The organism is Comamonas sp. Z1 (genome assembly GCF_008121555.1).
In the GTDB taxonomy this organism is placed as follows: domain Bacteria; phylum Pseudomonadota; class Gammaproteobacteria; order Burkholderiales; family Burkholderiaceae_C; genus Comamonas; species Comamonas thiooxydans.
Genome location: NZ_VOQT01000003.1, coordinates 185,033 through 199,570, shown reverse-complemented (window position 1 = coordinate 199,570; position 14,538 = coordinate 185,033). Strand labels below are relative to the sequence as shown.

The 14,538-nt window shown below is 59.1% G+C and carries 20 protein-coding genes; 9 read left to right on the top strand and 11 right to left on the bottom strand.

All coding sequences use genetic code 11. The annotated features are described in order from the left end of the window. Positions 1–45 precede the first annotated feature (45 nt). The 11 genes from FSY45_RS07585 to FSY45_RS07535 form a co-directional block, all read right to left on the bottom strand. A complete protein-coding gene (locus FSY45_RS07585; protein WP_148748016.1) occupies positions 46–462 on the bottom strand; it encodes a Mor transcription activator family protein in 417 nt (138 codons plus the stop codon). After that, complete coding sequence (locus FSY45_RS07580) at positions 459–917, bottom strand: regulatory protein GemA (protein ID WP_148748015.1); 459 nt, start codon at positions 915–917, stop codon at positions 459–461. Before FSY45_RS07580 ends, FSY45_RS07585 begins: the two co-directional genes overlap by 4 nt. A 10-nt stretch (positions 918–927) precedes the next feature. Beyond that, positions 928–1,155, bottom strand: a complete 228-nt coding sequence (locus tag FSY45_RS07575) for a hypothetical protein (RefSeq protein ID WP_148748014.1) — start codon at positions 1,153–1,155, stop codon at positions 928–930. Further along, a complete protein-coding gene (locus FSY45_RS07570; RefSeq protein WP_222864856.1) occupies positions 1,152–1,781 on the bottom strand; it encodes a DUF3164 family protein in 630 nt (209 codons plus the stop codon). The genes FSY45_RS07575 and FSY45_RS07570 overlap by 4 nt, the downstream gene beginning before the upstream one ends. A gap of 31 nt (positions 1,782–1,812) precedes the next feature. After that, a complete protein-coding gene (locus tag FSY45_RS07565) occupies positions 1,813–2,001 on the bottom strand; it encodes a hypothetical protein (protein WP_148748013.1) in 189 nt (62 codons plus the stop codon). Beyond that, on the bottom strand, positions 1,994–2,239 hold the full coding sequence (locus FSY45_RS07560; protein ID WP_148748012.1) for a hypothetical protein: 246 nt from the start codon (positions 2,237–2,239) through the stop codon (positions 1,994–1,996). Before FSY45_RS07560 ends, FSY45_RS07565 begins: the two co-directional genes overlap by 8 nt. Continuing rightward, entirely contained in the window at positions 2,223–2,684 is a 462-nt protein-coding gene (locus FSY45_RS07555; protein ID WP_148748011.1) for a hypothetical protein, read from the bottom strand. Before FSY45_RS07555 ends, FSY45_RS07560 begins: the two co-directional genes overlap by 17 nt. Next, the gene (locus tag FSY45_RS07550) at positions 2,681–3,274 is read right to left on the bottom strand and encodes a hypothetical protein (protein WP_148748010.1); all 594 of its coding nucleotides are present in this window, start codon (positions 3,272–3,274) and stop codon (positions 2,681–2,683) included. The genes FSY45_RS07555 and FSY45_RS07550 overlap by 4 nt, the downstream gene beginning before the upstream one ends. Next, positions 3,271–4,008, bottom strand: a complete 738-nt coding sequence (locus FSY45_RS07545) for an AAA family ATPase (RefSeq protein WP_148748009.1) — start codon at positions 4,006–4,008, stop codon at positions 3,271–3,273. The genes FSY45_RS07550 and FSY45_RS07545 overlap by 4 nt, the downstream gene beginning before the upstream one ends. Before the next feature lie 65 nt (positions 4,009–4,073). Continuing rightward, on the bottom strand, positions 4,074–6,263 hold the full coding sequence (locus FSY45_RS07540) for a Mu transposase C-terminal domain-containing protein (RefSeq protein WP_148748008.1): 2,190 nt from the start codon (positions 6,261–6,263) through the stop codon (positions 4,074–4,076). A 289-nt stretch (positions 6,264–6,552) separates the two neighbouring features. Beyond that, positions 6,553–6,789, bottom strand: coding sequence for a helix-turn-helix domain-containing protein (locus FSY45_RS07535; protein ID WP_080758140.1), 237 nt, complete (start codon positions 6,787–6,789; stop codon positions 6,553–6,555). A 39-nt stretch (positions 6,790–6,828) separates the two neighbouring features. On the opposite strand from FSY45_RS07535, the gene FSY45_RS07530 reads away from it, so the two are divergent. The 9 genes from FSY45_RS07530 (at position 6,829) to FSY45_RS07490 (ending at position 14,300) form a co-directional block, all read left to right on the top strand. Further along, on the top strand, positions 6,829–7,551 hold the full coding sequence (locus FSY45_RS07530) for a S24 family peptidase (protein ID WP_255443232.1): 723 nt from the start codon (positions 6,829–6,831) through the stop codon (positions 7,549–7,551). A 188-nt stretch (positions 7,552–7,739) separates the two neighbouring features. After that, positions 7,740–8,099, top strand: a complete 360-nt coding sequence (locus FSY45_RS07525) for a hypothetical protein (protein ID WP_148748007.1) — start codon at positions 7,740–7,742, stop codon at positions 8,097–8,099. A gap of 111 nt (positions 8,100–8,210) precedes the next feature. Continuing rightward, on the top strand, positions 8,211–8,855 hold the full coding sequence (locus FSY45_RS07520; protein WP_148748006.1) for a lysozyme: 645 nt from the start codon (positions 8,211–8,213) through the stop codon (positions 8,853–8,855). Continuing rightward, on the top strand, positions 8,852–9,379 hold the full coding sequence (locus FSY45_RS07515; protein WP_148748005.1) for a hypothetical protein: 528 nt from the start codon (positions 8,852–8,854) through the stop codon (positions 9,377–9,379). Before FSY45_RS07520 ends, FSY45_RS07515 begins: the two co-directional genes overlap by 4 nt. Positions 9,380–9,403: 24 nt before the next feature. Then, positions 9,404–9,676 carry a hypothetical protein gene (locus tag FSY45_RS07510; RefSeq protein ID WP_057092523.1) on the top strand — a complete coding sequence of 91 codons (273 nt, stop codon included), beginning with the start codon at positions 9,404–9,406 and terminating at the stop codon, positions 9,674–9,676. Continuing rightward, entirely contained in the window at positions 9,676–10,173 is a 498-nt protein-coding gene (locus tag FSY45_RS07505) for a DUF1804 family protein (RefSeq protein WP_148748004.1), read from the top strand. The genes FSY45_RS07510 and FSY45_RS07505 overlap by 1 nt, the downstream gene beginning before the upstream one ends. A 2-nt stretch (positions 10,174–10,175) precedes the next feature. Then, on the top strand, positions 10,176–11,846 hold the full coding sequence (gene terL, locus FSY45_RS07500) for a phage terminase large subunit (protein ID WP_148748003.1): 1,671 nt from the start codon (positions 10,176–10,178) through the stop codon (positions 11,844–11,846). Beyond that, the gene (locus tag FSY45_RS07495; RefSeq protein ID WP_148748002.1) at positions 11,843–13,351 is read left to right on the top strand and encodes a hypothetical protein; all 1,509 of its coding nucleotides are present in this window, start codon (positions 11,843–11,845) and stop codon (positions 13,349–13,351) included. The genes terL and FSY45_RS07495 overlap by 4 nt, the downstream gene beginning before the upstream one ends. Beyond that, entirely contained in the window at positions 13,344–14,300 is a 957-nt protein-coding gene (locus tag FSY45_RS07490; RefSeq protein ID WP_148748001.1) for a hypothetical protein, read from the top strand. Before FSY45_RS07495 ends, FSY45_RS07490 begins: the two co-directional genes overlap by 8 nt. Positions 14,301–14,538: the final 238 nt, after the last annotated feature.

Sequence of the window (14,538 nt, the reverse complement as noted above, 5' to 3'; positions counted from 1 at the left end):
AGCCCAGTCTTTGGCAGACTGGGCTTTTTTATGGGTAGGTGGGGGTTAGAAGAGGGCCTTTTGTCGTCTGTCTGGTGGAGCTGTTACGCCCAGCATGGCGACGATCCGAACGACCTGACCTTCCGTAAGACCATACTCGGCAGCGATCTCCCGAGCCGTCTTGTTCGTCGCATATTCAGCGGCGATCCGCGCATTGCGCACGGCCTGGAGTGCTCTTTCCGCTTTTGGCAGCTGAAAATGAGGCAGGCCTCCATATTCCTCTGCCAGCTTTAAAAGCGCCTCGACGCCAATGACTGCGGCATAGGGGTGATCTTCGGTGACGCGCTCCGGCGTTGGGAAGTAAACCCGCAGCCCACCCCATTTTTGAACGAGCGCCATGGTGGCCTGCAGACCTACCAGGCGCTCAAACTCTTGCAGCAGCGGCGGCAGCAGGTCGATGGGAACTGTAGAGGTCTGGGTCATTTCACCTGTGCCTGACGCTTGGCCCGGTCCAGCATGGACTTCAGCGCCTCAATGACCGTGCTGGCCTGGGCTGTTGGCAAAAACTTAACATCCGACACATCAGTGCCGATGGTGCGGCCCACGAAGGCGAGCAGGGCGGTGGGACTGCCGTCGCGCAGACCGCCTGCTTCATCGAGCTTCTTCCAGAGCCACTTGATTTTCTCGGGCTGACCAAAGGGCTTGAAGTTGCTGGACTTGGGCTGGAAGCCCAGCTTGGACATGTGAGCCAGCACCTTGGCACGACCCGCTGCGTCCAGATCCGTGGAGCTGGCCACCCCCGTGATTTCAACCAGGTGGAAGCGGTAATCATCCTCCGTCCAGCCCAAGGCCGTGCGCCCCTGATGGATGTGGCCCAGCTCACGGCGGCGCTGATCTTTTGCAGCAAAAGACGAAGTGTGAGCAACAAAGCGGGTCATATCGCCTCCTTTAAACGTCCGTAGGGCCGATGGCCTTCTTGACGCTGCAGCTCAAGACATGGCCGTTTCCGAGATTGATGTCCAGGGTGTTGCCGTTCTGGCAGTTCAGACCGATGACCGTGCGCAGGGTGAAGTCCACGATCTTGGTGGTCTGCACCAAGGGCAGTGATTGGGCTCCCTCGCTAGTACAGACGGAGTGAGCGACATCGGCGGTAGAGGCAAAGCGTGTAGTCGTCATACGGCAGCCAGATCCAGGTTGATGGCGTCATAAGCGCCGGTGTTTTCGTTGCGTTTGTAGAAGCGGATGTAGGGCTTGGTGCTGGCGACCTGGATGCTGTCGGAGATGGCTTTCATGGCTGTCTGCCAGTCTTCGTCCTTGATGTCCAGGCGGCGCAGGCCCAGCACGCGGCCTGTGTTGATCAGGCCTTGCTTGTCGACCTGGAAGGCATCGGAGACCAGAACTTTGATGTTGTCGTTGGCTCCTTCGGCCCAGCGCGTCACGCACTGGTCGATCAAGGACTTAGCTGCCTGGAGCTGCTCGCCAAAGGTGATCTGGTCCTGCATCTGGCGCACGACCTTCAACTTGCCGTCAAACGTCATGAGCGTGAAGTTGCCCTTGGTGCCGCGAACCTTGACCCCGTATTGCTCCACGCTGGTTTCCACAAAGGCCGTGACGTCGCCCATGGAGTCCAGCTTGAACTTGGCTAGATCCTTGCTCCTGGCTTCGGCCTGGGTGCAAAGGTCGCGCACCAGCTGGTCGCGCAGCTTGTCGATGTCGGAGACCTTGGTTTCGGGGACTAGGTCACCCTTGGCGTTTTCCCAATAGCCTGCGGGGATCTCGGGAAGAGAGATTTGCTGATTCATACGTTCTTTCTGGTGGTGGTGATTGGCTGGTTCAAGGAAACACGGAGCGCATCTCGGCGTAGCCGGTGATGGCGGCGATCAAGAAGCCCAAGGCCATGAGGAGCACAAAGATGAAGAGCGTCAGGGCCACCTTTTCGCGGCGGGACATGGGGGCTGTGCTGGCGTGCTCGATGGTCCAGGCGGGCAGGGGGCGCTGTTGGGGTTGAGTGGTCTTAGGCATGTTGGAGTTCTCCTTTGAGCAGTTGAGACAGGCGTTCGCGGTGCATATGGGTGAAGTCGGAGTAGTCGTCTGCGGCGCAGGCGATGGCATAGCGGCGGTCGATGCTGTAAGCACGCATCAGCCGCCTGGCGCGGCGCTTGATCCAGCCCAGGGGAGGGCGGTGGTAGTCGGCCTCGGTCATGGGCAGCGCAAGGCCGATCACCAAGGGCAGACAGCCGTCTTTAACGAGGTGATGCATGGCTGACCTCCTGGATATGGGTAATGGGGATGACCTTGCGGCCACCTCTGATCTGCAGAGCGCGAGGAACTGGTGGAGCGCTGGCCTCCCGGTGGCTGCATTGACGGCAGGCTTGCCAGTGCTGCATGTCGCGGGGGCTTGATATAGGCGCATCACGGTGGGCAAAGGCGCGGCATTGCTCTGCAGTGATGACCTGGTCGTCGCCACCGGCCTCCGCCGTGAGGTGTGGGCAGGTGTAGCGACCGAAGGTGTGAATCACCTTTTCTGCAATGCGGTCGGTCTTGGCGGTGCCATTTCCGTAGCATCCACTCGCATTGAGCACCTGGCTCAGAGCCGCTGCGCTGATGCCGAGCTGGCGAGCAATGCGTGCTCGCACGGACTCGGGCCGCTGCACACGCTCCAGAAGGATTGCGAACCAAGGCTCATTCATGTAGCCGGGCTTCATGCAATCTCCTTCCTGGCCTTGGTCAGTGCAGGCGCTTGGGGGCCTATGTCGCGCTTGAGTACATAGCGCAATGCACCATTGACCCGCTTCTTGCTGACCTCAACCGCGTCGGGGCAGGCCTCGCTCCAAGCCCTGAGCAGGCGACCGATGACAGCCTGTAAATAGACCGTGTTGTCGCCGGCATTGGCCAGGACCGACACTGCGTCGACGCTGGTCAGAACATTGCGAATGCGCAGGAGATTCCACAGGCGCGCAGAGATCTGATCGGCGACCGTGAGCTTGTTGGGGCGCATCATCGCGGGCTTGCATTTACCTTCTGCCAGCGATGCATACAGAGCCGCTTTACAGGTCTGTACGCCTGCAGGGGTCAGCTCCCAGGCAAACCGCCGAGTGGGGCAGGGGGTGGCCAGCCTGCGCTGCTCCAGCAGCTTGCAAGCCCTGCGAGCGTCCTTGCCTTCTGTCAGCTCGGGCACGATCTTCTGAAGCTCGGCCACCGTGAAGGGCTGAACCGCGTGGGCGGTATAGCGACCCAGAGCGATCAAGGTGGCAGGCATAAACCAGCCGTAAGGCTTCACCGAGGCGGTCGTCATGGCTTGACCCCTTTGCGGCCCAGCGGCTTGCCGTTGAACTCGGGGCACAGTGGCAAGCCCTTGATGTGCTCCAGGGTGACCTTGGTCCAGCCGTTGGCGTCTGCCCAGGCCTCAAGGTTGGCAATGGCGTTGAGCAGCAGTCGCATGCGGCCCTCTGCCTGGGCCAGCATCTCGGGCAGCACCTCGTCGGAAATCTCGACTTCAGCCTTGGCGGCGACCGTGGCCTTGACGTCTGCGAGCGATATCGGCTGCAACTCCACCACCTTGGCCACGCGGCTGGCGATATGGCCGAAGCGCGCCACCTTCATGGGGAAGTGTTCCATGCCGACCAGAAAGCACATGGTGCCGGTCAGGTCGGTGATGTCACGGATCAGCTCCAGCAGGCTCGCGGTGGTGCCCACCAGGAAGTCGGCCTCGTCGATGATCATCGGCACCATTTCGACCGCCAGCTTGCCGATGATGCGCGACTGCACCTCGGTATTGCGCCCGGTCTTGGCCAGGCCCATGCGCTCGGCCAGCTCATCGAGCATGGCGCGTTTGGTCCAGGTGCTCTTGGCGCGCACAAACACCCAGCCGCTATCGGCTGCCCAGCGCTCGGTCAGTTCGGACTTGCCAATGCCATATCGGCCTTGGACCAGCACCAGGCTTGCCTCGCGAGCACCGCGCTTTTCCACCAGCTTTTGGGCTTCGGACAGGCGCTTAAAGTTTTCAGTTTTGACAAAGCCTCGTTTCACAGTACATTTCTCCTGCTCGTATTTCTTAAAAAAATCTCTGGCACGCTCTGTGACGGTTGCCGCCGTCACAGAGCACTCTTCAAACCGGGCGCATTGCCCGCGTCGTTCCATCCCAATCCCCGCCCCTCGTAGTAGTCGCGTAGATCTGCATAGCTCTCCGATGCCGTGTAGTTGCGCAGCCATGTGCCGTCTGCTTCGGTCCATTGGTCTTGGTTACGCATGAGCCACTCGTAGCGCTCGCTCGGTCCGTTGAAGAAAGGCCTGCCAGCGGCTGCTTGCGCTACCGCTTCCGTGGAGGGAGAGTTGATGGCGGAGACGGGTGTCTCCACGAAGGAGGGCACCGTCACGAATGGGGTGCTTGGCTCCGGCAGGGAAAGGGGTGTGGTGTCGATGGCTGGACCCAGCTCGCGCAGGGCGGTGTCGATCTGCAGCTCCCGGCGCTTTACGGCCTGGGCCACGCGCCTTTCGCGGGCCATCTGAATGACCGGCTTGGGGAAGTAGTCGATGCGGTTGGCATCCCACTGGGCTTCGCAGACGAACTCACCGCCCAGCGTGTAAACCAACACAAAGTTCGGGTTGTGAATGTCGTAGCGCACGCTAACTTCACGGCCATCGATATCGCGGCGCATCAGGTCGGGTGCCTGGTAGAACTGATTGAAGAACTGCACCTGACCGCGCTTGGCGGTGCGGATCACGCTGGGCATGAACAAGGTGCGCAGCTCCAGCTCCGAAGGCTTCTCCTGCAGCGCTGGGTCAAAGCAGGCTTCAAACGCTTCCATCGGCGTCAGATGCTTGCCGTCTGTGCGCTTAGGCAGACCACGATGGCGGTGCTGCGTGTTGTATTCGTGGACCATCACTTCGATGCCGTCCACGAACTGCTTCCAGGTCGGAGCCTTGGGCGTGAGAGCAATGACCTCTCCGCTCTGCTCCGAGCGCTTGATGGCACGCTGTTCCTTGGCCAGGACTGCTGCCACCTTGCGGAAGGTGCCTGCATCCACATCGCGGCCCTGAAAGCTGCCGAACTTGCGCGCAGCGTTGATGGCGTGGGTCTGCCAGCTGCGCTCAATGATTCCGTGACCTTGCGGCTTGCCGGGTAGGCCCAGGCGGTGATCGATGCCAAGGCGTGCACAGATGCCGTCGATTGGGCAGTCCATGGCCTTGGCTGTTTCGCCAGCGCCGTTGTCACCGTAAAGAATGGCTGGAATGCCGTATTGGCCGACTGCGTGGCGCAGCGCATCGCCCACAGCAATCACGTTCTCGGACAGATTCACCGACCAGCCCACGATCAGGCGGGTCGCCGCATCCAGCACCACGGTCAGCTCAGGCGCGAAAGGGGCACCATGGTCCGGGTGGCGAACCTTGGCTTTAAAGGTGTGACCGTCGATGACAAACACATCGGCAAATGCCAGTGTGGATGTGTCGCGGCGTTTAAAGGGCAGCTTGGCGTCGCGCTGAGCGCCGGTGTGGCGAGACTTGATAAGGGCGACACTGGCCTCGGCAGACTGGCCAAGCTTGTCCAGCACGCGCCGGGCACGGTGGTACAGCTTGCGCCATTCATCGATGTCGCGGCCCAGCACTCGGGTGACTTCCTTGGCTGCGCCGCTGAGCTTGCGAAACCGGTGGTCCCTGCTGTGAAACAGACCCAGCACTGTAGCCACATCGTCATCAACTTGTGGTGTTGACTCAGGCTGAGGCACAGCAGGCAAGAGTCCTAACCAGCCATTGCTGCGATGCATGCCTACCCAGCGCTCCAGCGAGCGGGCGCTGACCTCGGAGCCACGCGCGCGCTGATTGGCTTGGCGCGCGATGCTCTGCGTTTCCGTTCCTGCTTCTCCAGTCACGATGCGTGCGGCAAGCAGCTGGCATGCGCGGCGTAGGCCATGCATAGGTACCAGTTCAAGCACTAGGTTGACCAAGCGCACACGCGCGTCGGCAACGTCTTTTTCTGCCTGGCTGGGCACACGAGCTGTGGAGGTGCTGGGCAAGGTCGCGGGTACGGCAGGCAAGAAGCTTCTTACCGCAGGTGCATCCACCGCAGCTATGACCTTGGTGCCAGCCGCTTGAATTGCGCTGGTGGCGATGGCAAGGCGGGTCTCTTCAGGCAGAGCCGAGCAGTCAAACTCTGTACCGCCGCCAACTCGGCCTTCCCTGGGACGGCTGGGTATGTTCAGGCGAAGAAGTTTTTCGCGTGTGCGCTTGGCGCAGGACGGCATGCCCGGCAGGCCCGCGATCTCTCGGGCAGTGAGCCAAGTCATTTGAGATGCTCCTGCTTTCGTGCGACGCGCAGGGCCTGAGCCGTGGGTTGCGAAGAGAGACCTAGTACTGCACGAACCTCGGCAACTTTGCCTGCCATTCGCTCGGGTCGGTAGATCGGGCGCAACGCTGTGCAAACGGCGTTGTACGAAAGCTGATAGCGGCGCGCGAAGCCCTGGAGCGAGCCGTAGTGCTCTTGAATGTATTTGCGAGCACTGATCTCTCCCCAAGGGTTCCGTCCACTGACGAGTACGACCAGATGCCCATCCCTAGTGAGCTTGAGACGCGGTTTCATTTCTGCCCCCCGCGTTTCAGCTTGTTCGTGCGATGTGGTTCGTATTGACCGGGCCAGATGCGATTGACTGGCTGCTCAATCAGGTTGGCAATGGCATCAGCAACACGTCGCGAGGTTGAACGACCGTGGATGACATTGCTAACGGTCATGCGTGAAAGACTCAACTGATCCGCCATGGCAGCTGGTGTCGTTCCCCGCATACGGATCTCAGCTTTAATTTGTTCTGGATGCATTTGCTGCTACGCTATTGGTTCAAAAGGAAACGTTTCAAGTTGAACCGTATTCTTGGTTCAAAACGAAACGCAGTCAATAGCTATATGCAAAAAAATCCTCAAAGCACCCTGTCGCCCACGGTAGATGAAGTCGTTGCCCGCATTGCAGATGCGTTAGGGTCAGGTTGGATGGCCTTGATGGAGGTTCAGCCTGAAACGGTCAGAACTTGGCGCAAACGTGGTGAAGTGCCCGTGAAGCAGCTACTTCGGGCTGCGAGGCACTCAGGTCGTACGGTTGAGCACTTCAGTGCACCTGCTGGTACAGAAAGTCGAGCGGGTTCGACACATGCCTATCAAGATGATGGCGAGTTCACACAGATCGAAGTGCTGGACGCTTGCATGAGTGCAGGAAATGGGGCCACCAATGGTGAGCAGGAAGTGCTGGGGCGCTTAGCGTTTCGCACCTCTTGGCTGCGATCCAAGGGACTCAATCGCAATAACGCGAAGATCGTCAGAGTGCGTGGCAACTCGATGTCAGATCGCATCAATGACGGAGATATTCTTTTAGTCGACACGTCAGTTAATGCTTTAGCCCATGACGGGGTATACGTCATTGAGCTGGAGGGGGAGGATTATGTGAAGTTGCTGCAAAGAGACTTCAACACAGGTGGCGTAAAAGTTATAAGTTACAACCCAGACTACCCTGTTCAGACTCTTGAAGGAGAGTCTGCGAATCGACTAAGAATCACGGGGCGTGTTGTTTGGCATGGAGGGGAGATCTGAAGGGTTATTCCTTATTAGCTGACACTGGTAATTTTTGAATTCCGTATAAATTAATATATCGAGTCAAATATATGATGTTAGATCCTGTTGTAATTTCCCTAATTAGTCTCGGGGTTTCTGCATGCTCATACATTAACTCGCGACGAGCACGACTAGATTCTGCAGCGAGCGTACTTTACAAGACTAAGTTGGATTTACTTAAAGGTGCGAAAGAGGCAGAGTTAGTTTGGCAAGATATAGTTAATGACATTTATCATCGAAGAAGTAAGTTCGAAAGAATTATTCCACTGACGCAAAGGGACGTTCTTTTGGAGTCATTTGATGCATGGGATCGTGAATTTTCCGGCTCCCTGGAAAATGCTAAGAAAATTAGAAATGATATCGAAGATAGCTTTGATGATATTAAGAAAAATGAAGCCGAGAAATGGCATAGAAAAATCGAAGTAATGAAATTGAGCTTGGCTCAATCTAGAGCAGAAATGAACCGAAAATTTGAATTAATGGAGCAGCGTATTTCTGAAGCAAAAAATTCTAAGGATATGGGGTAAATAGTTTTCCGCAAAGGTCACTGCCTGTGTTACCTTAATATGAACTGATTTATTTCGGGCCAGCATTTGCTGGTCTTTTTTATTTGTGCTTGCCCCACGAAAGTCGAGGGCATGGCAAACACACTCTCCCTCGGTAAAACGGTTCTGCGCTTCGGCATCCCACTCGTGCTGGGTGGTGGTGCGTATGTCACCTATATCTCAGGCTACGAGGACGGTCCTGCCAAGCGCGATGGCAGGCCGCAATTCAAGCATGTGGTCTATGCAGATGCTCTGGCAGCAGGCTTGCCGACGGCCTGCCTGGGCCTGACCAGGGCTGCCAGCCCGGTGCCGGTGGTGCTGGGCGATTACTGGTCCGATGAGCAATGCTTGTCCGTGGGCAGTCAGGTGCTGGCCAAGGGCCAGGCAAAGGTCCTTGACTGCATCAAGGTGCCGGTGAGTCAGCCCGTTCTGGATGCCTTCTCAAGCCATGGCCACAACAACGGTGAACCGTCGACCTGCGCCAGTCGAGCCATGGGCCTGCTCAATGCGAAGCGCTACGAAGAAGCCTGCGATGCGCTGGCACACGCGCCAAGCGGCACGCCTGTCTGGAGCTATACCAAGACCGGCAAGCGCAATGCCAAGGGCGAGTGGGAGTACCGCTTTGTCCAGGGCCTCTACAACCGCCGTTTAAAAGAGCGCGCTGATTGCCTGCTGGGCGTGGCTTTGCTGCGTGCGAACTATGACTTTGCCACTGGCACCTGGAAGGCGCAGCCATGAAGCGCTTTCTGGCATTCATCACCCCTGGAGTTCTGACGCTGGCTTTGCTGTTGTGCCTGACGCTTGCCTTGGGCATGTGGCACTTGAAGACCAAGTCTGAGGCCGTAGCCACCGAGTTGCAGCAGTTGCAGGGCAGCGTTGCCACCCAGAACCGCACCGCCAAGGCTGAGCTGGAGCGCCTGACAGCTGAGCGCAATGCTGCCCAAGCCAGGCTGGATCAGCTTTACCAACAGCAGGAAAAAACCGATGCCCAGGCAGTCCAAGAAATCGCTCGCCTTACTGGTGAGCTTGAGCAGCGCCCTGTGCGGGTGCGCATCGTCTCCCAGCTCGCTGCCAGTGGGGCGGGTGGTTGTAGCGCCGCAGGTGAGCAAGCCGCCAGCACCGAATCTGGTGCAGCAGACACAGCCGAGGCCTACGGGCTACTTCCAGCAGCAAATTCTTCGCGCCTTGCAGGAGTGATCGAGGAGATTGAAACCCTTAACGCGGCCTATGCGTCCTGCCGGTCGCTGCTGCTGCACCCATGACTCGCCACAAAAAACAGAGGAACCATGTCACTCGAAAAAGACGAACTGATGCTGCTGGGAAAGATCGACGGCAAGCTCGACGGCATTACCGCGCATCTCAATCGCCAGGACCAACGCATTCAAGAGCTGGATGAACGCGTGGATCAGCGGCTCAACTCCATTGATACACGGCTGCGCGAAGTTGAAAAGAAGGCTGCGGTCGCGGGCGCGGTCTCAGGCGGTGCCGTGGCAGTGGGCACGGCTTTGATCGTCGAAGGCATCAAGACGTATTTTCGTGGCGGAGGCCTGGGCAACTAATGGCGCACGGCAAAGAAAAACGTACCCAGCTGCGTGGCTTGTATGTGTTTCAGCGCATGGCCATGGAGGCGGCCTGCAAGAAGCTGGGTGTGCCGCGCAGCACCGGCAACCGCTGGAAGCAGGAGGCTGCAGAGCAGGGCGATGACTGGGAGACCGCCCGAGCTGCCGTGGCCATGGGCGATGAGAACTTCAAGAACCTCTCGGCCAAGCTACTGGAGGACTATCTCATCCAGCACCAGGCCACCATGGATTTGCTGCGCGAGGCCAAGGACATGGGGCCGCGCGATCGCGCCGAAACGCTCGCCAGCATGAGCGACAGCTTCAACAAGACCATGTCCAGCTTCAAGCGCCTCAATCCCGAGCTGAACCGCCAGGCTGTGCAGCTGGACATCCTTCAACGCTTTGCCGCATTTGCCCAGCAGCGCTATCCGCAGCACTTGGCCGCTCTGGTCGAGATGCTGGAGCCGTTTGGCGAAGAGCTGGCCAAGGTGAAATAGCCATGGCCAAAAACAGCAAGGATTTTCTGGCGGGTCTGACAGCGCTGGCCGATGACCTGCGCAAACAGATCGACGCCAACCTAGATGGCTGGGACACCAATTCTGCCGCCATTGCCGAGCGCCGCCGCAAGGTCTGCGACCCGGTCAATGGCTATGAGTATTGGGATCGCAACTATTTTCCTCACTATGGCCGGGCGGAGCCCAGCGAGCTGCACAAGTACCTATACAAGCGTTTGCCTGAAATAGTGAACACTGCTGCGGGGCAGCGCGACGCCATTGCGGCCCCGCGTGGCGAGGCGAAGTCCACCAAGATCAGCATGAGCTTTGTGTCCTGGTGCCTGGTCACCGGAGCCAAGTGGTACGCCATCATCGTGATGGACGCCTTTGAACAGGCCGCAGAAATGCTGGAGGCCATCAAGGCGGAGCTGGAAGCCAACCCGCGCATTGCTAACGACTTTCCCGAAGCCTGCGGGCAGGGCCGTGTCTGGCGGGCGGGCGTGATCGTGACGGCCAATGGTCGCAAGGTCGAAGCCTTTGGCTCCAGCAAGAAGATCCGGGGCCGCCGTCACGGCGCGCACCGCCCGGATCTGGCGATTTGCGACGACATCGAGAACGACGAGAACGTCAACACTCCGGCCCAACGCGACAAGCTGCAGGCTTTTGTGACCAAGAGCGTGCTGTCGCTGGGGCCACCTGATGACTCCATGGACGCCATCCTGGTCGGCACCGTGCTGCACTATGACAGCGTGCTGGCGCGTTTTCTCAAGAACCCGCTGTGGAACCGCAAAGTCTTTAAAGCCATCATCCAGTGGCCCGAGCGCATGGATCTGTGGGAGCAGTTCGAAGGCTTTCTGCTCAATGCCGACACGCCCCAGGAGGGCGAAGCTGCCGCCATGGCTCTATATAGAGAGCAACAGGCGGAGATGGAAAAGGGCAGCAAAGTCTCCTGGCCAGCGTTGCGCCCCTTGGTCAAGCTGATGATCCGCCGTGCCCGTGAAGGGCACTCGGCCTTTGACTCTGAGCAGCAGAACGATCCGACAGCCGGGGAGGATGCACCGTTTGCCAACTCCATCCGCTTCTGGGTCAACCGCCTGGCCGAGTGGGTGTTCTACGGCGCGTGCGACCCCAGCCTGGGCAGGGCAGGCAATAGCCGCGACCCCAGCGCCATCGGCGTTGGCGGCTACAACCGCGAGACCGGCATCATGGATGTGGTCGAGGCAGCCATCCGCAAGCGCGTGCCCGATCGCATCATCAGCGACGTGATCGAGATGCAGCGCGAGTACTGCTGCATCGTCTGGGGCTTCGAATCCGTGCAGTTCCAGGAATTCCTGCGCACCGAGCTGGTCAAGCGCAGCGCCCAGCAGGGCATCCCGGTACCGGCTCGTCCGCTCTTGCCCATCAGCGACAAGCTGCTGCGCATTGAAAGCCTGCAGCCTCATATGCACAACGGCCTGATCCGGGTGCACAGCAGCCAGACCACGCTGATTGACCAGTTCAGGCATTTTCCCAAGGCCGATCACGACGACGGTCCTGACATGGTCCAGATGCTCTACATGCTGGCTGTCACAGGCGGCATTGCTGCGGCCACGCAAGGCGGCAACAACCACCAGGTACAGACTGCCCGCGAGCGCTATGCCCGCCAGGCCTCACGAATGTTCAGGAGAAATACATGAAGCCCCAGGCATGGAGCCGGTTCATATCCTTTCTGGGTTTTGACCAGGCAGCGGTCGCGCAAGACGCAGACCAGGCACATCACGCCCAGCCCATGCGGGAAGCCGCCAGTGCCCAGGGCAATAGTGATGAAGGATGGCGCAAGCTCAGCGGCGGCGGTCTCGATAGCTTGAATGACCGCGACCTGGCACCGATGGCCCAGGACCGTATGCAGAAGCTGGCCGAATATCTGTGGCAAAGCAATCTGCTGGCCAACCGATTGACCGAGCTACCTCTGGCCTATTTGCTGGCAGAGGGTGTCTCTCTGCAGTGCCAGGACGAGGAGCACCAGGCAGTGCTCAATACGTTCTGGACCGACCCCATCAATAACTGGCCGCTGAAGCTGCAGGGAAGGGTGCGTGCGTTGGGCCTGCTGGGTGAGCAGTGCTATATCGCCAATGTGCGCGATGGCGACGGCTTTGTGCGGTTGGGCTACCTGGACCCACGCCAGATCGCCACCGTGGTCAATGACCCCGGCAACCCTGAGCAGCCCATCGGTGTCATCACCAAGCGCGACAACCGAGGGCGTCAATATAAATACAGAGTCATCGTTCTGGGTGAGGACGCGGAGCTGTTCAGTGAGAACACCTGCCGCATTCGCGCTGATGAATTTACAGATGGTGAGTGTCTGCTCTACCAACTCAACAAGTTTCCCAACGGTAGCCGTGGTCGCTCCGACCTTCTGGGCCAGATGGACTGGCTGGATGCTTATGACGAGTTCCTGTTCAATGAGCTGGACCGCATCGGCTATCTGCGCTCCTTTGTCTGGGATGTGGAGCTGAAGGGTGCAGACGACGCCAAGGTCAAGGAATACGAGAAGACTTTTGTGCCGCCCGCTCCCAATAGCACCTTCGTCCATAACGACAGTGTCACGCTGGAAGCGAAGAGCCCGAGTCTGCAGGCTGCCGATACCAGCGAGAGCGCCCGCTTATTAAGAAACCATGTGCTCGGCGGCAGCACCATGCCAGAGCACTGGTTTGGTGGTGGCGGGGATGTGAACCGCGCTGCCGCCTCTGAGATGGGTGAGCCCACCTTCAAGATGTACAGCATGCGCCAGTCCTTCCTCAAGATCATGCTGGAGGAGATTGGCCGCCATGTGTTGCTGTGCCAGGCACGAACCCAAGGCGTGACTCCTGACTGGTCAGAAGAAAAATGGCAGGTGACTGCGGTCTTCCCTGAGCTGCTCAACCGCGACGTCACCAAATTTGCGAGTGCCATGCAAACCTTGGCCGCGTCCGTGGTGCAGATGATCGAGGCCGGGCTGATGACCGAAGAGACCGCCCTCAAGATCGTGGCCGACGTGGCCCAGCGCTTTGGCCAGGACTTTGATGCCAAGGCCGAGCTGGAAGCCGCACGCAAGGAAGCTGCCGAGCGCAAGGCCAAGCGAGACGCTGAAGACGTGTTCACCAATTTGCCTGCAGATCTGGCAGCCGCACGGGGTGAGGCATCTGGTCAGAGCCATGGCTAAGAAAGCAAAAAGCGAGCGGGAGCAGGGCCAAAAGCCAGATAAAGCATTTGAGGCTGAGCTTGCCCGGCGCTTGCGCGAGCGCGCCCAACTGCTCCTGACTGGAGAAACCCAGGTTCTGCTGCTGCTCAAAGAGGCTCGCGATCAGATCCTGGTCACGCTGGCAAGCTTGCCTGCCGATTGGCAGCAGCTGCAGCTCTCGCGCTTATTGGGGCAGATCGAGGACGTCCTGGCCGGAGCGACCAGCCGCGCAGGTGCCTTATTTGAAATGCGTATGCAGGATGCCTGGACCCTGGGGGAGGACTTCATAGACAAGCCCTTGGCCATCATTGGCCACCGCGTGGAGCTGCAACTGGCCCAGCTCGATGCGGGCGTGCTCAAACAGATGAAAGCCTTTGGCTCACTGCGGCTCAAGGACGTGGGCAACGAAGCCGCCCGCAAGATTGGTCAGCAACTGGGCCAGACAACTATTGGCGCGCAGACGCCATACCAGGCCATTCAGGCGGTGCAGAAGATTCTCGGGGCCGAGTCACCCAGACGCGCAGCCACCATTGTCCGCACCGAGGTCAGCCGTGCCTTTGCCCTGGCCGCCAATGAGCGACTGCAGCAGGCCGAGCCCCTGGTGTCAGGCCTGGGTAAGCAGTGGCGGCGCAGCGGCAAGATCCACAGCCGCTGGAATCACGACATCATCGACGGCCAGGTCGTGGAAGCCAGCAAGCCCTTCAAAGTGCCCAACCCTGGCGGCGGCATTGACAAGATGCAGTGCCCGCATGACCCCAGGGCTCCCGTGGAGCAGATCATTCACTGTGGGTGTATTTCCATCCCCTGGATGAAGAGCTGGCGGGTGATGACGCCTGGGGCCAAGCCATTCAGCGAGCGCGAGCTGCAGCTTGATGGACGCAAGGCAGCGCTGGATCAGGCGGCGAAGAGGGCGGGGAGCCGGCTGGAGTGATTAGGGCTAAGCCGCTTTAAATGTAAGTCCATTGGGCATCGCCCCCCTGTACAGCGAACCCTCAGCAGAGATCCGTTTAAAGGCACTTTAAACGTGCTTTGCAACCGGTCGAAGAGTTCTATCGGTACGGATTCGCTCGATATTGAAAATAGGTGTTGAAATTCAACCTGTTTAGGTTGTAAAATTCCACTGCCTCAATGCGAAGGCAACCCCCGAGGTGTGACACCCTCGGATCCAA